Below are 20,072 nucleotides of genomic sequence, written 5' to 3' on the forward strand. Positions count from 1 at the left end.
ATGCTACACCTTCTTCCTTAAACAAGCAATATAAAAGCCATCTGTTGCAAAATAATGCGGTAAAATTCGTACTTGACCTTCATCAATATACGGATTTAACTTTTCTGGCATGCGATCTTTTATCGTAGTATCCCATTCAAATTCAGGATGCTCTTGTAAAAATTGCTTAATTACTTGTTCATTTTCTATTTTTTCTATTGTGCACGTACTATAAACAAGGCGACCACCTTGTTTTAACAATGGTGCTATTTTTTCTAGTATTGCAAGTTGAATCGTCGATAATCTTTCACTATCGCCTTTATTTTTACCTAACTTAATATCAGGTTTACGTCTAATCACACCAAATCCAGAACATGGTGCATCTACTAATATTTTATCAAATGTTTCATTTGCAAAGTGTTCTTGCACTTTTCTAGCATCTAGTGCTTTTGTTTCGACATTTTCTAGACCAAGTCGCTCTGCTTGTTGTTTAATTAAACGTACTTTGTGTGCATGTAAATCAAGAGACATAACTTGACCTGTTCCTTTTAATCGCTCTGCAATGTGCGTTGTTTTTCCGCCCGGAGCAGCACAACTATCAAGAACTACATCTCCCTCATTTGGTTCTAAAGCGCGCGCTACAAGCATAGAACTTTCATCTTGAATAGAAAGAAAACCTTTTTTGAACGCATCTGTATGTGCTACATTCCCTCTTTCAATTTGAATTGCATCCTCTGATAAATCGCCGCGCTTCGCTTCAATACCTTCATTAGCCAACAACTCAATCGCTTCTTCTACTGTTATTTTATCAACATTTACACGCGCTGTTGGTACTGGGGGTAACATGTTCACTTCACACATTTTCTCTGCTGTCTCTAAACCATATTCAGATGCCCAGTCTTGAACAAGCCACATTGGATGACTTGTTGCAATTGCCAAACGTTCTACTGGATCCTTGATTTCATCTACAGAAGGTACTCCTTCTCTCTGAATCGAACGTAATACCCCGTTTACCATACCAGCAATCCCTTTATGCCCGCGACGCTTTGCAATTTCAACTGCTTCATGAATAGCCGCTCTTTCGGGCACTCGATCTAAATAAATCATTTGGTATAAAGATAAGCGAAGTAATACTCTTACCCACGCCTCAACCTTCTTTTTTAAAAAAGGCTGTAAATAATAATCTAATGTGTCACGACGTTGAATCGTTCCATATACAATTTCAGTTAACAAACCAATATCTTTTCTATCAATTGCATTTTTTTCAATTAGATTGTTTAAAAGTAAGTTACTGTATGCACCACTTTTTTCTACTTGAATTAAGCCATCAAGAGCTAACTCACGAACATTTTTACTCATGCATTTTCTCCTAACTTCGTTCCAATTTCAGGTTTTGTGCCGCGTAAAAATTGTGAACAACTCATACGTTTTTTACCAGAAGGTTGCAATTCAGTGATTTTAACACCTGTCTCATTCCCTGTTGCAACAACAAATCCATCTTCTTCAAGAGCTACTATTGTACCTGGTTCAGCTTTCTCTGTAATAGAGACCTTCTCTCCCCACCATACTTTAATAACTTGTCCTGCCAAAGTCGTATAAGCAACTGGCCATGGATTCAATCCGCGAATGTGATTGTATACTTCTTCACCTGTTTTTGTCCAATCAATTTTCTCTTGCTCACGTTTTATATTATATGCAAACGTTACTTCTTCTTCGTTTTGTTTAATTGGTTCTAACTTACCTTGGATTAATAAAGGTACTGTTTTAGATAGAAGGTGTGCCCCTGCTTCACTTAACTTATCGAATAAAGAACCTGTCGTTTCACGCTCTTCAATCTCCACTTCTACTTGCGTTAAGATATCACCAGCATCCAATTTCTCTACCATATACATAATTGTAATACCCGTTTTTTCTTTACCTTCCATAATTGCATAATGGATTGGTGCACCACCACGAAGTTCAGGTAGTAAAGACGCGTGGACGTTAATACATCCATACTTCGGTGCTTCTAAAATTTCATTTGGTACAATTTGACCGAAAGCAGCTGTTACAATTAAATCTGGCTCTAATGCCAAGACTTGTTCATATTCGTCTTTTTCACGAATTCTTAACGGTTGTAACACCGGAATACCATGTTTTTCTGCTTCAACTTTAACAGGTGTAGGTGTTAATACTTTTTTTCTACCTACCGGACGATCAGGCTGTGTCACAACACCTATTACATCATAGCCATCTTCGATAAGACGACGAAGCACCGGCACTGAAAAGTCCGGTGTTCCCATAAATACTACTTTTATCATTAAAAAACCGCTCCTTTTAATACCTATTCTAATTCGTTTTCTTCATAATATCTTGTCACTTTCGATGTAAATAACACACCGTGTAAATGATCGATTTCATGTTGAATGGCACGTGCTAAAAATCCTTCTGCTTCTAGTAAAAATACTTTACCTCGGCGATTTTGCGCACGTACTTTAATATAATCCGCACGTTCCACTTCACCATAAAGTCCCGGGAAGCTTAGACAACCTTCGGGACCTACTTGTTCACCACGTTTTTCTAGTATCGATGGATTGATTAACTCGATTTTCCCCGTATCATCATCGATATCAACTACCGCTACTTGCAAGCTTACACCTACTTGAGGCGCGGCTAAACCGACTCCGTCCGCAATTAACATTGTTTCATGCATATCTTTCAACAATTTCACTAACTTTTTATCAAAGTTAATTACTCTTTCGCATGGTGTTTCTAACACTTCATTTGGATGCTTTACTATTTCTAAAACTGCCATATTTCCCTCCGCTACATTAACATTGTTGGATTAAAATCAATTGAGATTTGTAGCTCTTTTTGCATTTCTGCTTGATAATGTTCATTTACCATTTTGAGCACGTTCTTTAAGTTTGGTTCCCGTTTGTATTTTATCATGCATTGATAACGATATCTATCTTTTATCCTTGGAATTGCTGAAGCAACCGGTCCTAACACCATCGCTTGCTGCGTGCAGTGCGCCCGTAAATGACCGACAATTTTTTCCGTCACTTGCACTGCCTTTAATAATTCTGGATGAGAAACTGTTACAAGTACAACATAGTAATAAGGTGGATATTGTCTTGTTCGTCTCATTTGCATTTCTTGATCAAAAAACACATCATAATGTTGGTTCTTTGCTAATTCTATACTGTAATGTTCTGGCGTATACGTTTGAATTATAACTTCCCCTGGCAATTCATGTCTGCCTGCCCGTCCACTTACTTGCGTCAATAACTGATACGTCTTTTCACTCGCTCGAAAATCAGGTAAGTGAAGCATCGTATCTGCAGTTAAAACCCCGACAAGCGTTACTTTAGGAAAATCTAATCCTTTCGCAATCATTTGTGTTCCAAGTAGTATATCTGCTTTTTCTTCCCCGAACGCCTTTAATAATTTTTCATGCATTCCTTTGCGACTTGTCGTATCTACATCCATTCGAATGACTCGTGCCTCTGGAAATAGTTTTGTAATTTCTTCTTCTACCTTTTGTGTACCTGTACCAAAGAAACGAATATATGTACTTTGACAGGCAGGACACTCAGTCGGCATATTCTCTTCGTGACTGCAATAATGACATTTTAAACGATGGTTCATTTTATGATATGTCAGCGAGATATCACAATGCGGACATTGTACAACATACCCGCAATCACGGCACATAACAAATGTAGAATGACCTCTTCTATTTAAAAAGAGCACCATCTGTTCTTTCTTTTCTAATCGATCTGCTATTTTTTCATGCAATGCCTTCGAAAACATTGAACGATTCCCGTCACGAAGTTCCTCACGCATATCAACAATCTCTACTGTTGGTAAAGCTTGTTCGTTCATACGTTTTTCCATCGTTAGTAATTCATACACACCTTTTTTCGCCCTTGCAAACGATTCAAGTGTCGGTGTTGCACTACCAAGAACAATGGGACATTTATGATATTGTCCCCTCCACACAGCTACATCCCTTGCATGATACCTCGGATTATCTTCTTGCTTATAGCTCGATTCGTGCTCCTCATCAATAATAATAATCCCTAAATTTTCAAAAGGTGCAAATACGGCTGAACGTGCACCAACTACAACTTTCACTTCTTTTCTTAAAATCTTACGCCATTCATCATATTTTTCTCCAACAGACAGCGCACTATGAAGAACTGCAACTTGCGAGCCAAACCTACCTTTAAAACGATCTACCATTTGAGGCGTTAGTGCAATTTCAGGAACAAGCACAATAGCTTCTTTCCCTTTCGCGAGTACCGCTGCTATAGATTGTAAATACACTTCTGTTTTTCCGCTTCCTGTAACACCATATAGTAAAAATGGATTGTAAGTTTCATTTGTAATTGATGATAAAATCGGTGTAATAACTTGCTTTTGTTCCTCCGTAAGTGGGAATGGTTTCGTTTGTTCAAAATCATCATCGTCATACGGATTCCGATATACTTCCACATACTTTTCTGAGATTATCCCTTTTTTAACAAGTGCTTTAATCGGAGCATCTGTTATTTGCAACTCTTCTGTTATGACTTTCAACGGCACACTTTTATAATTTTCCACAAAATAATAGAGTACATCTTGTTGTTTTTTACTTTTCAGTTCAAATGCTGCTAATTCTAATTTATCTTCTGGCAACTCCGGTTGGACGACTCTTTGTTTCTTCTTTTGCACTTTATCTTTTACTTGATAAACAACTTCAATCGTGCCATTTTTAATTTCTTGTTGAATCGTGCGGTATAGATGTGGCTGCGTCTCAATAACTTCCCAATCTATCGCTTCTTTGTCCTGAAATAAAAACAGTAGTTCAGGTGCTACTTCTTCTTGTTTACGAAGTTGTAGACGCTTTTTATACGTCGCTTTTATCGCCGTTGGAAGCATGACTTGAAAGGCTGAAATCATATAACATAATGTTTCGCTTGTAAGCCAATATCCAAGCTTTAATAATTCTTCGTTTAAAACTGGTGTTACATCTAATATTTCATGGATTGTCTTTAATTTCTTACTTTCTACTTCAGCCGAATCTTTGATCCCAATAATAAAGCCTTGCAATTTCCTTGGGCCAAATGGAACTACTACACGCATGCCTGTCTGGACAATATCTTCCCACTTTTTAGGGATAATATAATCAAATGGTCGATCTGTCTGACGTGCAGGTACATCAACAATTACACTTGCAAATTTCATAGACGATCATCTTCTAACATTATTTCAATTTGCTTTAATATTTCACGAGCAACCTCTTTCTTCGTTAAAAGTGGCAACTCTATAACTTCTCCATCTTTTCTATACATTGTTACAATGTTCGTATCTGTACCAAATCCAGCTCCTTGCGCCTTTACATCGTTCGCAACAATCATATTCGCATTTTTCTCACGTAATTTTTTTGTTGCGTATTCTTCTACGTTTGTCGTTTCAGCCGCAAAACCGATCAGTAACTGTTTGTCCTTCATCTCACCTAACGTTTTTAAAATATCTACTGTTCTCTCGAGTTCGATTACAGCATCACCATTTTTCTTTTTCATTTTATTATCATGAACATATTTCGGGCGATAATCTGCAACTGCTGCTGTTTTAATGACAACATCTACGTTTTGATACTGTTGCAGAACTACTTCTAACATATCTTGTGCAGATTCCACTTGTACCGTATTTACATGTAATGGCGGGTTTAATGCTGTCGGTCCCGAAACAAGTATGACATCAGCACCTAAGTTCGCTGCCACTTCCGCTATTGCATATCCCATTTTCCCAGAAGAAAAATTGGTCATAAAACGTACTGGATCAATCTTTTCACGAGTTGGGCCAGCAGTTATTAATATTTTTTTTCCTTGCAATGGTTTTTGTTCTGAAAAAACCTCTTCTAACCGTGCAATAATTGCTTCCGGTTCTTCTAGTCTTCCCTTCGCTACATAACCACACGCTAAAAAGCCTTCTCCAGGCTCAATAAATGTATATCCTAATGTTTTTAACGTCATCATGTTTTTTTGAACAATTTTATTTTCATACATATGCACATTCATAGCTGGTGCAATCCACACTGGGGCTGTAGTAGCTAACAAAGTAGTTGTAATCATATCGTCTGCAATACCGCCAGCTAACTTCCCAATACAATTGGCAGTAGCTGGTGCAACAAGTACTACATCTGCCCAATCCGCTAAATCGATATGTGCAATAACAGCTGAGTCTTTCTCATCGAATGTATCTGTATATACGTCATGGCGAGAAAGTGCTTGAAATGTAAGAGGCGTAACAAACTTCATTGCCGACTCACTCATCATTACTTTTACAATAGCACCAGCTTGTGTCAATTTACTAGTTAACGCAGCCGCTTTAAAGACCGCAATGCCTCCTGTTACACATAGAAGTATCTTTTTCCCTTTTAGCATATGGCTCGTCCTCTTTCTTTTTCAAACTTATAATACTGAATCAGAATTCCCAGCTCGTCAGTACCAATATTTCTTCCCTATCGTAAAAAAATAACAACCTACTTGTAAATAGGTTGTTACCGTTACATAGAAAATTATAAAGTCTATGTTTTCATTTGTCGAAAAGAATGTCTTAATCGATGATTTTGCCTTCGCTTGGTACATATTTTAATACTTCTGCATCGATTTCTTCTAGTGATTTACCTACACATTTATGAGAAACAGGTTGCTCGATAACACAGTTATCAGCAAGTTGCATTTCACGCGCACGTTTTGCAGCTACTGTTACAAGTGTATATTTAGAATCGATTTTTGTTAATAATGAATCAATTGATGGATTTAACATAATTATAGACCCTCCGTCATTTCTTTATAATATTTTGCTACTCTTTCGCGGCGGCAATGTTCACCAACCACAATTGCTTTAATTCTTTCACAAGCTAGTTCAACTTGATCGTTTTCTACAACATAGTCGTAAGCGTCCATCATTTCGATTTCTTCTTTCGCTACCGTTAAACGATTTTCAATAACATCTTCAGTTTCTGTACCACGACCGACAATACGGTTCTTTAGTTCAGATAAACTTGGAGGTGCTAAGAAAATAAATACACCTTCTGGGAATGCTTTCTTAACTTGAATTGCTCCTTGCACTTCAATTTCTAAGAATACATCTTTTCCTTCTTGTAATGTTTTTTCAACATAGTCAATCGGTGTTCCGTAATAATTACCTACGAACTCAGCCCACTCAAGTAATTTTTCATTACGAATCATTTCCTCAAATTCTTCTCTCTCTTTAAAGAAATAATCCACACCATCTACTTCACCTTCACGTGGCTTACGTGTCGTTACTGAAATGGAGTACTGAAAACGTGTATCCTCATGACTAAACAGCTCTTTTCGAACCGTTCCTTTACCAACCCCAGAAGGTCCTGAAAGAACGATGAGCAATCCTCTTCTACTTCTCATAAATATGTAAAACCTACCCTTCCTCACTTAAATCTTCTTTATTATTCAAACGATGTGCAATCGTCTCTGGCTGAATTGGACTTAATACCACATGCCCATCATCCATAACAATAACCGCCCTTGTTTTTCTCCCATACGTAGCATCAAGCAAAGCATTATGTTCGCGTGCTTCCTGTACTGTTCGTTTAATAGGAGCTGACTCCGGACTTACAATAGCAATAATTCGATGAGCAGATACAATATTTCCGTATCCAATATTTAAAAACCGCATGGCCATAGTTTGCGCCTCCTAGTAAGTCTATCCGATTTCTCCACCACGTATAACTTTATATATTTTTTGAAAGCTACTCAATATTTTGTACTTGTTCACGAATTTTTTCAAGGTTATTTTTCATTTCTACAACATATTTTGAAATTGTTAAGTCATTTGCCTTAGAACCAATCGTATTAATTTCTCTATGCATCTCTTGTACGATGAAATCCATTTTCCTTCCAACAGGCTCTTCAATCTGCAGTGTTTCACGAAATTGCTCTAAATGACTTTGCAAACGAACTAACTCTTCGTGAATATCACAACGCTCTGCAAAGATTGCGAATTCTGTTAACAATCTTTGTTCATCTAGTTCTTGATTATGTAATTCTTTTAAGCGATTTTCTAATCGTTCACGATATTTTTGCGTAACAATCGGTGCATGCGGAATAATTGCATTTACACAATTGTGAATCTCTTGTAAACGATACGCTATATCTTTATGTAATCGTTCTCCTTCGCCATCTCTCATCGTTTTTAACATATGAGCAGCTTGGCGAACAGCCTCATATAAACTGTTCTCAAATTGTTCATTTACATTTTCTACTTCTTCAATCGCTGTTACTTCTGGCATTGCCATTAATTGCTGAAGTGTAATAGAATCTTGTAATTGAAATTTTCCTTTTATATCTTCCATAATCGATTGGTACTGCTCAAGAAGCGACCAATTCACACTTAATTTTCTTTCAACAAGCCCTTCACCCGTTATACTAATAGACACTTCAATGCGCCCACGTCGAACTTGTTCTGCAATTATTTTACGAATTTTGTCTTCAAATACCATCATTTGCTTCGGAAGTCGAATACTCATCTCTAGAAAACGGTGGTTCACCGATTTCATTTCTACTGTAATTTGAAAAGTATTATTTTCCACTCTCGACCTTCCAAATCCTGTCATACTACAAATCATTTTTTATCACATCCAAGCCATGAAATAACTCAATGAAAAAGGTAATAGAGACAAGGCTCTACTACCTTCTGTAAATTATATCACATTTTCATATCATTGACTATTTCAAGTTTAATCCCTTCTTATATAATACTGGCTTTTCCTTCTTCCCCTTTTTCCCTGTTAATAAAGAACCTACTAATAAGAAGGTCGGAATTGATGACAAGCCTCCAATTAACAACCAATCTCTCGCTTGTATTGGCATTGTACTAAAGATCGGTTGTAGCGGTGGGTAATATATAACCACTAACATTAACAGTAAAGAAATGATAACCGCTCCTACTAAATACACGTTCCCAAACGGATTACGGTGGAAGATAGAATGTTCACTTCGGCAATCAAATACATGAATAAGTTGTGCAAGTACCAACGTCGCAAACGCCACAGTTTGTGCATATTTCAGCTCATTTGGATGTTGATTATAAGCAATAATAAACGCCACTAACGTCACTGCTCCAATTAGAAAACCACGGCTTATAATTTTCCATGCAAGCCCTCTAGCAAATACCCCTTCTTTCGGATGACGCGGCGTTCTCTTCATCACGTCCCCTTCCGCCTTATCCAATCCTAATGCCATCGCCGGTAAACCGTCAGTAACTAAGTTCACCCATAAAATTTGAATGGGAACCATCGGCAGCGGTAATGCAAGTAACATTGCAAATAACATGACTAAAATTTCTCCTACGTTCGATGCTAATAAATATCGAATAAACTTACGTATATTCTCGTATATATTTCTTCCTTCTTTAATTGCTGATTTAATCGTAGCAAAATTATCATCTAACAAAACAAGAGAAGAAGCTTCTTTCGCAACGTCTGTTCCTGTAATTCCCATCGCTATCCCAATATCCGCTGTTTTTATAGCCGGAGCATCGTTTACTCCATCACCTGTCATCGCTACTATATGCCCTTTATTTTGCAACGCCTTAACAATTTTTAATTTATGTTCGGGTGATACTCGAGCAAATACATACGTATCTTCTACAACACTTTCTAGTTCCTCTACATCCATATTCGCGAGTTCTACTCCTTCAACAACACGTCCACCAGTTGGTAAAACCCCTAATTGTTCCGCAATTGCCATTGCTGTTACTTTATGATCTCCTGTAATCATCACTGTTCGAATACCAGCTTCTCTGCACTCTTTTACAGCCTGTTCTACCTCTGGTCTTGGCGGATCAATCATTCCCTGTATCCCGACCAACATAAAATCTTTTTCAACGTCTCTTTCATGTTCAATAGAATCCGTTACTTTTAACGGCTTAAATGCTACTGCAATTGTTCGAAGCGCTTGACTACCTAAGCTATGAATAGCTGCCTGTACTTCTTTTCTATATAACTCACTTAACGGTTGTTGCTTATCCCCCCATAAAATCGTTTGACTCATTTGCAGGAGGACATCTGGCGCTCCCTTCGTAACAAGAAACTTTTTCCCTTCTCCATCTCGCACAATAACACTCATCATTTTCCGAGTTGAATCGAATGGAAATTCACGAATAATTTCAAATTTCCCTTTCAGTGCCTCACGCGTTATCCCCGCTTTCATTGCTGCAGCTACAAGCGCTCCCTCAGTTGGATCTCCATCTAATACATACGCCTTTTTCTTTTGAATAATATTTGCGTTATTACATAATGAACCAAATGTGAGTAGTTGATAAAGCGCTTTCGTCTTAGCTGGATTGATTTCTTTTTCACCTTTCAAAAAAGAGCCATTAGGTTCATATCCTTGCCCCGTCACTTTCCATAACTCTCCACCTGACCACATATGTGTTACCATCATTTTGTTTTGCGTCATTGTTCCTGTTTTATCAGAGCATATAACAGAAGCGCATCCTAACGTTTCTACCGCTGGTAACTTCCTTACAATTGCTCTCTTTTTAATCATACGCTGTACGCCAAGCGATAAAGCTACTGTAACGATTGCTGGTAATCCTTCAGGAATAGCTGCAACAGCTAGCGACACGCCTGCTAAAAACATATGATATACTTCATTCCCTTGATACACACCGGCTAATACGACAAGCGCTGTCAAAATAAGTGCCACAATAATTAATATTTTTCCGAGTTGCTCTAATCTTCTTTGCAGTGGCGTTTCCATCTGCTCTGCATTTTGTAACATATTTGCAATTTGGCCCATCGCTGTATTCATACCAGTTGCTACAACGACTCCTGTTCCAGCTCCTCGTGTAATCATCGTACCCATAAAAGCCATATTTTTTTGATCACCAATTGAAACATCTTGCCCTTGCAGAGCTTCTACCTTCTTCTGCACTGGTACTGACTCTCCTGTCAAAGCTGATTCTTCGATATATAAACTTGATGCCTCAACAAGACGTACGTCTGCCCCAATACGATCACCACTAGAAAATTTAATAACATCCCCTAAAACGAGTGCTTTAGATGGTGCCTTTACCCACTTTCCATTCCGCAGCACAGTAACTTGCGGGGCGGCTAGCTCTTTTAAAGCTTCCAGTGACTTTTCAGCCTTTCTTTCTTGAAAAAAGCCAAGAATACCATTGATAATAACAATTGCCACAATCGCAATAGAATCAATGTATTCACCTAAAAAAGCCGACACTATTGTTGCACCAAATAAAACAAGTACCATAAAATCTTTAAATTGCGCCAAAAATACCATCAGTGCAGAAGGCCTTTTTGCTTCATCCAATTCATTTGCACCAAATTTTTCTATTCGCCCTTCTGCTTCTTTCTCTGTAAGTCCAACCTTCACATTCGTATTCGTTCTTTCTTCCACTTCATGTGCGCGCATTCCATACCAGTTCATCCCACTATCGACCTCCTGATTCCAGACATACTCTATTGAAAGCTTATTCAGCCTCGTCCAAAAAAATGCTATAATTAACTTTTAGTTAGAAAGGAGTGTTCATTTATGGCATTCGATGGATTATTTACAAGAGCAATTACACATGAAATTGCAAATTCTCTTTACACAGGAAGAATTTCCAAGATATACCAACCTTCAAAATACGAGATTTTATTACATATTCGAGCAAACGGAAAAAATCAAAAACTGATTCTTTCCGCTCATCCGACATATGCACGTTTACACTTAACAAATCAAAATTACGATTCACCCGCACTTCCGCCAATGTTTTGTATGCTTCTTCGCAAGCATTTAGAAGGTGGATTCATTGAAAAAATTGAACAAATTGATTTAGAGCGCATTATTCAAATTACAGTTCGCAGCAGAAATGAAATTGGTGACGAATCGCTAAAAACATTAGTAATTGAAATAATGGGACGACATAGTAACATCATTTTAATAGACACAAAAACAAACAATATTTTAGATAGCTTAAAACACGTTTCTCTAGCAGTAAACCGACATCGAACTGTATACGCCGGGGCGGAATATGTTGCACCACCAGCACAACATAAAATTAACCCACTTCAGATTGAAACAAATGATGAATTTATTAGGCCGCTAGACTTTCTATCTGGAAACATGGATAAACAACTTGTCGGCACCTTTACGGGAATATCGCCGTTATTCGCAAAAGAAGTAGTGAAAAAAGCAGGTATGGTAAATGAAAAAGCATTAGCGGACGCATTTTTCTCCATACAAAAACCATTACTAACTCATACATATTCACCAACAATGACTACTTCAAATGGGAAAGAATTCTTTTATCTTTTCCCTCTTGCACACTTGCAAGGAGAAGACAAGACCTTCTCATCTGTTAGTGAATTGCTAGACCGTTTCTTTTTCGGAAAAGCAGAGCGCGATCGTGTAAAACAACAAGCTTATGATTTAGAGCGCTTTATGCAAAACGAAAAAAATAAAAATGAGAAGAAGCTCATTAAACTAGAAAAAACATTACAAGATGCCGGAAAAGCAGATAAATATCAACTATTTGGAGAACTACTTACAGCCAATATGTACGCTTTGAAAAAAGGTGATAAAGATATTGAAGTCGTTAACTATTACGACGAAAATGGCGGAACTGTAAAAATTACATTAGATCCTTTAAAAACACCATCTGACAATGCGCAACGCTATTTCCAAAAGTACCAAAAAGCAAAAAATTCAGTTGTTGTTGTAGAAGAACAAATCGAAAAAACAAATGAAGAAATTCTTTATTTTGATAGCTTACTTCAACAAATGGAAGCTGCATCTTCAAAAGATATTGAAGAAATTCGTGAGGAATTAGCTGAAGAAGGTTATATGCGCAATCGTAAAACGAAAAACGCAAAGAAAAAGCCAACCAAACCAGTATTAGATAAATATTTTGCAAGTGATGGTACAGAGATTTTCGTTGGTAAAAACAATAAGCAAAATGATTATTTAACAACGAAGTTTGCCCGTCGTGATGAAATTTGGTTACATACGAAAGATATCCCTGGGTCTCATGTTGTCATTCGTTCTCTTGAACCTACCGAAGAAACTGTGTTAGAAGCTGCTAAAATCGCTGCCTATTTTAGTAAAGCAAAAGATTCTAGTTCTGTTCCTGTAGATTTCACTAAAATACGCCATGTCAAAAAACCGAGTGGTGCAAAACTTGGTTTTGTTACGTACGACAATCAGCAAACCGTATATGTAACGCCGGATGCTGATACTGTAATGAAATTAAAAGCGTAAATATAAAAAAATGCGTTGCTTATAAGCAGCGCATTTTTTGTATTCGTTCACACTAGTTCATGTACCCATTCACTAATTCATAACATCTTTCTTTTGTCATCTTATATTTTTCATCTGCAGCTTCAATGTATTTCATCGTTCCATTATTTTCATCCATAGCAATGGCTTTAACCTTACTTTCCTTTTCTTTAACCCATGCAACTTGTTTCGTTTTCAACGACTGAAACGCATCAGCTGACATCGTATTTTTTAATGTGCTGTAAATTTCATTTAGTTTATTATCCCACAGTTGATAATTTTCTTCTATTTCATTTACTATGTCATTTGTTGATATAGCATTTATATGTTTTTCTTGGTTTTCTAGAGCTGCTAACTCATTTAAAACCTTAGTTTTACTTACAGTTGATGAAGTTTCTTTTTTTGAACTAGTATACGTACTAGAATCATTCCCCTTAACTGTTTCTTGCTCTTGAACAAAATCTTTTTTCGTTACCTTTTCTTGCTCTTCATCATCTACATTGTGAGTAATAACCGAGTTTTTTGCGTCGACAGCAACTACTCCGTTACTTTCTTTAAAAATATATTTTTTATTTACACTATTCTCTTCTCTAACAAAAGAGACATTCTTGAAGCCTTGTACTCTAAGAAGTTCTTTAGCTTCTTCTTTAGTTAAATTTAAATCTACTGACGTATTTGATGACCATCTATCCATTAACCATTTTCCATCGATATACACTAAAACAAATTCCCACATCTGCGCTTCATTCCCCATATCATTTGCAAGAGTAAGCGTCTCAATCTTTAAAACATCATTTTTCTGTGAATAAGTTATCCTCACGTCCGGCTCAATATGAATCGGAAATGGTAACATATCAGTTTCTCTTGATCTATTAAATGTATCAAGCAATCCTGGAAGCTCCTTCTCCACAAACTTATCTGAAACTAACCCCTTAACGCCTTTTTTAGCTGTTCCTAAATCTCCAGGATTATTTCGGCTCCATCCATTTTCTTTTTCCATCTCATTAAATGCATTTGCTATTGCATCTACACTCTTTTTTACAATCTTTTTCGCTTCTTTTTCTGTCACTTCTGGCGCTTCATCAAGCTGTTCAATCGTTTCATTTACTTGAACTTTGTTTTCACTTTTTTCACAGCCTGTTACAACTAGCATACTAGCCACCAAGCAAAATGACATTACTTTACTTAATTTCTTCATGTATTCACAACCCTTATTCCTTCATATTCGTTGCGTTTCCCTATCTTCGAGAGAAATCCAACAATTACCTATTATATCAACAACAATTATTTATTTATATATTAAATTTTATATTAGAACAAAGCAAAGGACATACTTTCAAAATATATACTAAAAAATCTCTTATCCTTTTCTTCCATATTGTCAAAAAAATTGACAGTGCTATTTCGAATTTGTATAAATTTTTTGACACCTTTTAAAGAAAGTGAAATTTTGGTCGATATTTTCTCATTCTCCCACTGATAATTGAAATAAGCTGTATTTCACGAGCAGCCCACCACCCACAGATAATGGGCTAAATTTCCTACCTAAAATGTATGCAATTTCTTTTATCTTCTCTCTAAAAATATTTTTTTGGCACGCTATTTGCTTTATTCAATACTGTGAATAGGGGGAATTAACATGACTTTGAAAATTAATAAAATCCAAAATCAACTTCAAAACTATGAAATTGACGGATTACTGATTACAAAAAAAGAAAATCGCCAATATGCAACAGGCTTTACAGGTAGTGCTGGCGTCGTCTTAATCTCTGCGGATAAAGCTGTTTTTATCACTGATTTTCGCTATATAGATCAAGCGAAATCACAAATAAAAGATGCTGAAATTATTATGCATACAGGAAATTTAGAAAAAGAAATTGCAAATCAAGTATCGAAATTAAACATTCAAAAACTCGGAATTGAAGAAAACAACATGACATTGCAACAATATAAAAACTTACAAAAATACGTACATGCGGAATTGGTTCAAGTGTGCGAAATCATCGAAAATATTCGTATCATTAAAGACACGCCTGAAATAGAAACAATGAAAATCGCAGCTAATATTGCTGACGAAGCATTTCACCACATCCTTACGTTTCTAAAACCAGGAATTAGTGAAAATGATGTACGAGATGAATTAGAATTTTTCATGCGAAAAAAAGGGGCTACATCCTCTTCCTTCCAAATCATTGTCGCTTCTGGCGTCCGTTCTTCACTTCCTCATGGAGTTGCATCAAATAAAATAATCGAACGAGGCGACGTCGTTACATTAGATTTCGGTGCACTTTATAATGGATATTGTTCCGATATAACACGTACTGTAGCAATTGGAGAACCATCAGAAGAATTCAAAAAGATATACAATGTTGTACGAGAAGCGTTAAAACGTGGGACGGAAGCAATTAAGCCTGGAGAAACTGCGAAAGGTATCGATGATATAACGAGAGATTACATTACTGAGCATGGATACGGCCAATATTTTGGACACTCTACTGGTCATGGGCTTGGGTTAGAAATACATGAACCTCTCCGCTTATCCCAAGAAAGTAAAGCTACTTTAGAAGAAGGTATGGTTGTTACAGTGGAACCAGGCATTTATATACCAAACTGGGGCGGTTGTAGAATTGAAGATGATATTGTCATTACAAAAGACGGATATGAAGTTATTACAAAATCAAATCGGGAACTAATTGTTATCCCTTGTTAAAATCATAGCCTTTTTAAAGGAGTTTTTCGTTGCACATAGAATTCTTTCTCTGGAGTCATCGTTTAAAGAGGGGGAATTTAAATTGAATTTTGTAATTGATAAAATAGATGGTTTACATCCTGAATTTTCCAAACTTGTTTCCATGATGGATTACGCTCGCTACACAACAATGCAAGCGGTGGAAAGTTTAACAATTGAAGAACTTGATTATTTATATGATGAGGAAGCAAACTCAATTGGCATGCTTTTGTACCATATGGCTGCTATTGAATTTTACTACCAGATTCATACTTTTGAAGACCGTGAACCAACGGAGGCTGAGTTAGAACGGTGGTTACCTGCTATTGAGTTAGGTGATCTTGGACGCGAGAAAATAAAAGGAAACTCGATAGAATTTTACATAAATTCATTACAAGAAGTACGTTCCAAGACAATCGAGACTTTTCAATCGTTACCTGATGAATGGCTATTTCAAACGACAGAATTTTGGTATGACAAACCTGCAAACAACTACTTTAAATGGTTTCACGTTTTTGAAGATGAAATCAATCATCGCGGACAAATTCGTTTAATTAAAAAGATGCAAAAAGCTCATTCAGTAAAATGAGAAAATGCCACCGAATAAGGTGGCATTTTCTTTTATTCATTAGCGAAAAGCTTTTCATTTACTTTTTTGGCCACTACCGCTACCAACATTAAAATGCATATTAAATATATCAATTTCGCAATAAATAACCATCCTTGAAACATTACAATTCCATTTATTATCTCATTCCCTTTCAATAATAAAAATGGAATTGTACTAATTATAATGACAAACTCGATGCTGAAAACAATTTTCTTTTTTCGGCTATATGCTTTCCATTCATTCCAGCGATACATAGGTGCAAAAATCAATACTCCTATACATAATATAACTGGTACCCATTCACTTTTAAGAAATTGCCCTGAAATAACAGATAACAGTAAACAAACGAGCACACCATAATAACCTATTCTCTCTCTCATTCATACTCCCCCATTCTACTTTCCCTTTAGTATGTAACTTGCTATGCTTATAACAATTTTTAGAAAAATAACTACTACAATGACAATATAAAGACCTTTTGCAGACGACATCCATTCTTGAAAAATAGACATTTTCTCCATTTGCTTCTGACCTTCTATTAAAACAAACCCTATGACAAACGAACTAACAACAATAATGCCTATCATAATTCCAATACTTTTCTTGCTATATTGTTTCATATCATCCCAGTTATATAAAAGTACAAATACAAACCCGAAAACAGGTATGATACTGATCCATTCATTGTTTGTAAACAGGTTTAAAATGATTAATAGACTACAAGATATAACGAATCCCCAAAATCCAATTTTTTTGTGCATAAGCCCTCCTCAAATTCCATTTTTAGGATTAATTGTATTGTAACATCCATTTACCATTACAGTACATGAAATTTCACTTTTTCTTTTTCCTATACTCACATACTTTCACTGCTTTCATACAATAAACTACACGAATGCCTAAAGGATGTGAATGTTATGGGAGTTGAATTAACGCTGTTACACGCTCTCTATATTCTTTGTTTACTCACTATTATCGCCTTTTTTATTCTCCGGAAAGATACGACGATTATTTGTATCGTTTTTATCTTTTTATTAGCATTAACCGCTACAAGTTCTATCCCTCTTGCCATTAGCGGTATTTTTCAAAGTTTCATTTACGCTATTACTGAGCTATTACCAACTATATTAATCATCTCCATTATCGTATCAATGAGCAATCTACTCGTTCGTACAGGCATAAATGATACGATGATTTCACCATTTACAAAAATGATTCGTACCCCTACCCTCGCCTACTGGATTATCGGCCTTTTGATGATGACAATTTCTTTCTTCTTTTGGCCTTCCCCAGCTGTCGCTTTAATGGGAGCTATTTTATTACCCGTCGCTGTACGCGTCGGTCTTCCGCCAATTGGAGTTGCCATTGCTATGAACTTATTCGGGCACGGCATCTCCTTATCTGGTGACTTCGTTATTCAAGGTGCACCGAAATTAACAGCGGATGCTGCTGGTCTTCCTGTTTCCAGCGTTGTTTCTGCCAGTGTTCCCCTCGTAATCGTTATGGGCATTGTGACAACTTCCGTCGCATTTTTCTTCTTACGAAAAGAATTTCATACAGGCTTATCTATACAAGAATCTATTCCATCAACCGAGTCTTCTAAAACTCTCACTTCATTATCTTCTCGGACAAAAAAATGGCTCGCTATTTGCATTCCGATCGTATATGCCATCGATATCCTTTGCATGATTCAATTTAAACTACAAGGAAGCGACGCAACTGCACTTATCGGCGGGACGACTGTTATTATGATTATCATCATTTCCCTTATCGCCTACAAAGGTAATGGACTAAATAAAACGACCGATTATTTTATAGAAGGGCTCCAGTTTGGATTTAAAATCTTTGGTCCAGTTATCCCAATTGCTGCACTCTTTTATTTAGGAGATAGCGGGTTTGTGAAAATTATTGGGGACTATTTACCGAAAGGTTCACATGGAATCATTAACGACTTAGGGATCGCCTTATCTCAAACTGTCCCTTTAAACCAATATGTATCAGCGGGAACATTAACTATCGTTGGTGTCATAACAGGCTTAGATGGATCTGGCTTTTCTGGTATATCACTTGCTGGTTCGATTGCCAATCTTTTCGGAACAGCACTTGGGCATGGAACAGCTACCTTAACAGCACTTGGGCAAATTGCTGCAATCTGGACCGGAGGCGGGACTTTAATTCCTTGGGCGCTTATTCCTGCCGCTGCCATTTGTAAAGTGGATCCGTTTGAACTTGCACGCCGAAACTTTTTACCAGTTGTGATTGGCTTAATTGTCACCACCATCGTTGCGATGTTTATCCTATAACATAAGCAAGTGTTCTCTTGCTTATGTTTTTTCATTGTAAAATTCATCATGAATTGTTGGCTTTCAAAAGGGATTATGTATATGTTAGCGAAGTTATATTAGGAGAGTATTTATTTCAAAACGTTTACGAGAAACAGATTACTTCCATTCGCAAAGGGGACATAACTATGAATGAATTGATTTTCGTCTTATTAATTTGTCCATTACTTATCTTTATCGTTTCTGTTATTGGAACACGCAAGACGAAAACGTATTACGTCATGCCGATTGTAACGTTTGCTAGTTTTTTAATAATAGGTGTTATCGCCTTTACTCCAAAATTTTTCTTTTGGGTTGGCATGTACAGCATCTTCTCATTTATTGTTTCTTATATGACGCTATTGTTTGTGAAAGGATATGCGGTTGCGGAAAACGCTAAATAGTTATTAACGAGGAGATTGTCATATGATTTTTTTTGATATCGACGGAACTTTACTTGATTATGAGACCGCGGAAAGAAATGGTATTATAGATTTCTTTCAAGTATATAGTACTATTTTTTCAGATAATGAATTAGAGGCCACGAAAGTCTGGCATGAATTATCCGAAGAATATTTCAACAAATTTTTATCCAAAGAATTATCTTTTCAAGAACAACAAGGGATGCGAATGTATCATTTATTTAAAACATATGGATTAAACTTATCACCCGAGGAATCTCAGCACAGATTCAATCAATATATAGAACTATATAAGAACAACTGGACCTTGTTTGAAGATGTACACTATACATTACAGACCTTGCAGCATGGTGGACACTCATTAGGTATCATTAGTAATGGTGACTATGAACAACAAGTCGAAAAATTAACCGCTCTAAACATTCTACAATATTTCAAATGCATATTTACTTCTAGTGAAATTGGTATATCGAAACCAAACCCTGAAATTTTTCAAAGAGCTGTATTACAATCGAATCTTGAAATGAAAGATTGCTATTATATTGGCGATCGATTAGAAACAGATGCAATTAGTAGTACAGCAGCTGGAATGCAAGGGGTATGGTTAAATCGGGATAACTTGCAACTCAATTGTGATGTTCCTACTATCTGTTCTTTACATGAATTTTTAACAATAATATAAAAAAACGACCGCGTTCCCCCGCAGTCGTGTTTTTT

19 protein-coding genes are annotated in these 20,072 nt (G+C 36.5%); 6 read left to right on the top strand and 13 right to left on the bottom strand.

Annotated features, from left to right (window positions below):
• Positions 1–3: 3 nt before the first annotated feature.
• From rsmB to FOT98_RS12525, 10 genes are all read right to left on the bottom strand, one after another.
• Positions 4–1,338 carry a 16S rRNA (cytosine(967)-C(5))-methyltransferase RsmB gene (gene rsmB, locus FOT98_RS12480; protein WP_063260428.1) on the bottom strand — a complete coding sequence of 445 codons (1,335 nt, stop codon included), beginning with the start codon at positions 1,336–1,338 and terminating at the stop codon, positions 4–6.
• Positions 1,335–2,279 carry a methionyl-tRNA formyltransferase gene (gene fmt / locus FOT98_RS12485; protein WP_000598793.1) on the bottom strand — a complete coding sequence of 315 codons (945 nt, stop codon included), beginning with the start codon at positions 2,277–2,279 and terminating at the stop codon, positions 1,335–1,337. The genes rsmB and fmt overlap by 4 nt, the downstream gene beginning before the upstream one ends.
• 23 nt (positions 2,280–2,302) lie before the next feature.
• Positions 2,303–2,773 (bottom strand): peptide deformylase, encoded by a 471-nt coding sequence (gene def / locus FOT98_RS12490; RefSeq protein WP_061678221.1) that lies wholly within the window; start codon positions 2,771–2,773, stop codon positions 2,303–2,305.
• 11 nt (positions 2,774–2,784) lie between these two features.
• Positions 2,785–5,190, bottom strand: coding sequence for a primosomal protein N' (priA, locus tag FOT98_RS12495; protein WP_063260429.1), 2,406 nt, complete (start codon positions 5,188–5,190; stop codon positions 2,785–2,787).
• Positions 5,187–6,392, bottom strand: a complete 1,206-nt coding sequence (gene coaBC, locus FOT98_RS12500; protein WP_063260430.1) for a bifunctional phosphopantothenoylcysteine decarboxylase/phosphopantothenate--cysteine ligase CoaBC — start codon at positions 6,390–6,392, stop codon at positions 5,187–5,189. Before coaBC ends, priA begins: the two co-directional genes overlap by 4 nt.
• A 172-nt stretch (positions 6,393–6,564) precedes the next feature.
• A complete protein-coding gene (gene rpoZ, locus FOT98_RS12505; RefSeq protein ID WP_000933965.1) occupies positions 6,565–6,777 on the bottom strand; it encodes a DNA-directed RNA polymerase subunit omega in 213 nt (70 codons plus the stop codon).
• 2 nt (positions 6,778–6,779) lie between these two features.
• The gene (gmk, locus tag FOT98_RS12510) at positions 6,780–7,397 is read right to left on the bottom strand and encodes a guanylate kinase (RefSeq protein ID WP_001257740.1); all 618 of its coding nucleotides are present in this window, start codon (positions 7,395–7,397) and stop codon (positions 6,780–6,782) included.
• 13 nt (positions 7,398–7,410) lie between these two features.
• Positions 7,411–7,674 (bottom strand): extracellular matrix/biofilm regulator RemA, encoded by a 264-nt coding sequence (gene remA / locus FOT98_RS12515; RefSeq protein WP_001251456.1) that lies wholly within the window; start codon positions 7,672–7,674, stop codon positions 7,411–7,413.
• Positions 7,675–7,741: 67 nt separating this feature from the next.
• A complete protein-coding gene (locus FOT98_RS12520) occupies positions 7,742–8,617 on the bottom strand; it encodes a YicC/YloC family endoribonuclease (protein WP_063260431.1) in 876 nt (291 codons plus the stop codon).
• Between the two features lie 100 nt (positions 8,618–8,717).
• Complete coding sequence (locus tag FOT98_RS12525) at positions 8,718–11,441, bottom strand: calcium-translocating P-type ATPase, SERCA-type (protein WP_063260432.1); 2,724 nt, start codon at positions 11,439–11,441, stop codon at positions 8,718–8,720.
• A 105-nt stretch (positions 11,442–11,546) separates the two neighbouring features.
• On the opposite strand from FOT98_RS12525, the gene FOT98_RS12530 reads away from it, so the two are divergent.
• Entirely contained in the window at positions 11,547–13,256 is a 1,710-nt protein-coding gene (locus FOT98_RS12530) for an Rqc2 family fibronectin-binding protein (RefSeq protein WP_063260433.1), read from the top strand.
• Between the two features lie 52 nt (positions 13,257–13,308).
• Here FOT98_RS12530 and FOT98_RS12535 read toward each other — a convergent pair whose 3' ends face one another.
• Positions 13,309–14,472: a lysozyme inhibitor LprI family protein gene (locus FOT98_RS12535; RefSeq protein ID WP_063260434.1), complete on the bottom strand. Its 1,164-nt coding sequence runs from the start codon at positions 14,470–14,472 to the stop codon at positions 13,309–13,311.
• 441 nt (positions 14,473–14,913) lie between these two features.
• Here FOT98_RS12535 and FOT98_RS12540 point away from each other — a divergent pair, with 441 nt between their 5' ends.
• A complete protein-coding gene (locus FOT98_RS12540) occupies positions 14,914–15,984 on the top strand; it encodes a M24 family metallopeptidase (RefSeq protein WP_063260435.1) in 1,071 nt (356 codons plus the stop codon).
• Positions 15,985–16,066: 82 nt separating this feature from the next.
• On the top strand, positions 16,067–16,591 hold the full coding sequence (locus FOT98_RS12545) for a DinB family protein (RefSeq protein ID WP_063260436.1): 525 nt from the start codon (positions 16,067–16,069) through the stop codon (positions 16,589–16,591).
• Positions 16,592–16,623: 32 nt separating this feature from the next.
• Here the strand turns inward: FOT98_RS12545 and FOT98_RS12550 are convergent, their stop codons facing one another.
• Together FOT98_RS12550 and FOT98_RS12555 are read right to left on the bottom strand one after the other, a co-directional pair.
• Entirely contained in the window at positions 16,624–16,992 is a 369-nt protein-coding gene (locus tag FOT98_RS12550) for a YoqO family protein (RefSeq protein ID WP_063260437.1), read from the bottom strand.
• Positions 16,993–17,007: 15 nt separating this feature from the next.
• Positions 17,008–17,373, bottom strand: a complete 366-nt coding sequence (locus tag FOT98_RS12555; RefSeq protein ID WP_063260438.1) for a YoqO family protein — start codon at positions 17,371–17,373, stop codon at positions 17,008–17,010.
• A 156-nt stretch (positions 17,374–17,529) separates the two neighbouring features.
• On the opposite strand from FOT98_RS12555, the gene FOT98_RS12560 reads away from it, so the two are divergent.
• The 3 genes from FOT98_RS12560 (at position 17,530) to FOT98_RS12570 (ending at position 20,037) form a co-directional block, all read left to right on the top strand.
• Positions 17,530–18,915: a hypothetical protein gene (locus FOT98_RS12560; RefSeq protein ID WP_063260439.1), complete on the top strand. Its 1,386-nt coding sequence runs from the start codon at positions 17,530–17,532 to the stop codon at positions 18,913–18,915.
• Positions 18,916–19,082: 167 nt separating this feature from the next.
• Positions 19,083–19,337: a YbeF family protein gene (locus tag FOT98_RS12565; RefSeq protein WP_063260440.1), complete on the top strand. Its 255-nt coding sequence runs from the start codon at positions 19,083–19,085 to the stop codon at positions 19,335–19,337.
• 22 nt (positions 19,338–19,359) lie between these two features.
• Complete coding sequence (locus tag FOT98_RS12570) at positions 19,360–20,037, top strand: HAD family hydrolase (protein ID WP_063260441.1); 678 nt, start codon at positions 19,360–19,362, stop codon at positions 20,035–20,037.
• Positions 20,038–20,072: the final 35 nt, after the last annotated feature.

It is taken from the genome of Bacillus sp. HY001 (genome assembly GCF_007558965.1).
Lineage (GTDB): Bacteria > Bacillota > Bacilli > Bacillales > Bacillaceae_G > Bacillus_A > Bacillus_A mobilis.

What these genes read in the sequence shown, in the direction of transcription:
- FOT98_RS12540 (WP_063260435.1), top strand. Translation starts at nt 14,914, where the DNA reads ATGACTTTGAAAATTAATAAAATCCAAAATCAACTTCAAAACTATGAA.
- FOT98_RS12560 (WP_063260439.1), top strand. Translation starts at nt 17,530, where the DNA reads ATGGGAGTTGAATTAACGCTGTTACACGCTCTCTATATTCTTTGTTTA.
- FOT98_RS12525 (WP_063260432.1), bottom strand. Translation starts at nt 11,441, where the DNA reads ATGAACTGGTATGGAATGCGCGCACATGAAGTGGAAGAAAGAACGAAT.
- FOT98_RS12565 (WP_063260440.1), top strand. Translation starts at nt 19,083, where the DNA reads ATGAATGAATTGATTTTCGTCTTATTAATTTGTCCATTACTTATCTTT.
- rsmB (WP_063260428.1), bottom strand. Translation starts at nt 1,338, where the DNA reads ATGAGTAAAAATGTTCGTGAGTTAGCTCTTGATGGCTTAATTCAAGTA.
- FOT98_RS12555 (WP_063260438.1), bottom strand. Translation starts at nt 17,373, where the DNA reads ATGCACAAAAAAATTGGATTTTGGGGATTCGTTATATCTTGTAGTCTA.
- FOT98_RS12530 (WP_063260433.1), top strand. Translation starts at nt 11,547, where the DNA reads ATGGCATTCGATGGATTATTTACAAGAGCAATTACACATGAAATTGCA.
- coaBC (WP_063260430.1), bottom strand. Translation starts at nt 6,392, where the DNA reads ATGCTAAAAGGGAAAAAGATACTTCTATGTGTAACAGGAGGCATTGCG.
- def (WP_061678221.1), bottom strand. Translation starts at nt 2,773, where the DNA reads ATGGCAGTTTTAGAAATAGTAAAGCATCCAAATGAAGTGTTAGAAACA.
- fmt (WP_000598793.1), bottom strand. Translation starts at nt 2,279, where the DNA reads ATGATAAAAGTAGTATTTATGGGAACACCGGACTTTTCAGTGCCGGTG.
- priA (WP_063260429.1), bottom strand. Translation starts at nt 5,190, where the DNA reads ATGAAATTTGCAAGTGTAATTGTTGATGTACCTGCACGTCAGACAGAT.
- rpoZ (WP_000933965.1), bottom strand. Translation starts at nt 6,777, where the DNA reads ATGTTAAATCCATCAATTGATTCATTATTAACAAAAATCGATTCTAAA.
- FOT98_RS12520 (WP_063260431.1), bottom strand. Translation starts at nt 8,617, where the DNA reads ATGATTTGTAGTATGACAGGATTTGGAAGGTCGAGAGTGGAAAATAAT.
- FOT98_RS12535 (WP_063260434.1), bottom strand. Translation starts at nt 14,472, where the DNA reads ATGAAGAAATTAAGTAAAGTAATGTCATTTTGCTTGGTGGCTAGTATG.
- FOT98_RS12570 (WP_063260441.1), top strand. Translation starts at nt 19,360, where the DNA reads ATGATTTTTTTTGATATCGACGGAACTTTACTTGATTATGAGACCGCG.
- FOT98_RS12550 (WP_063260437.1), bottom strand. Translation starts at nt 16,992, where the DNA reads ATGAGAGAGAGAATAGGTTATTATGGTGTGCTCGTTTGTTTACTGTTA.
- gmk (WP_001257740.1), bottom strand. Translation starts at nt 7,397, where the DNA reads ATGAGAAGTAGAAGAGGATTGCTCATCGTTCTTTCAGGACCTTCTGGG.
- remA (WP_001251456.1), bottom strand. Translation starts at nt 7,674, where the DNA reads ATGGCCATGCGGTTTTTAAATATTGGATACGGAAATATTGTATCTGCT.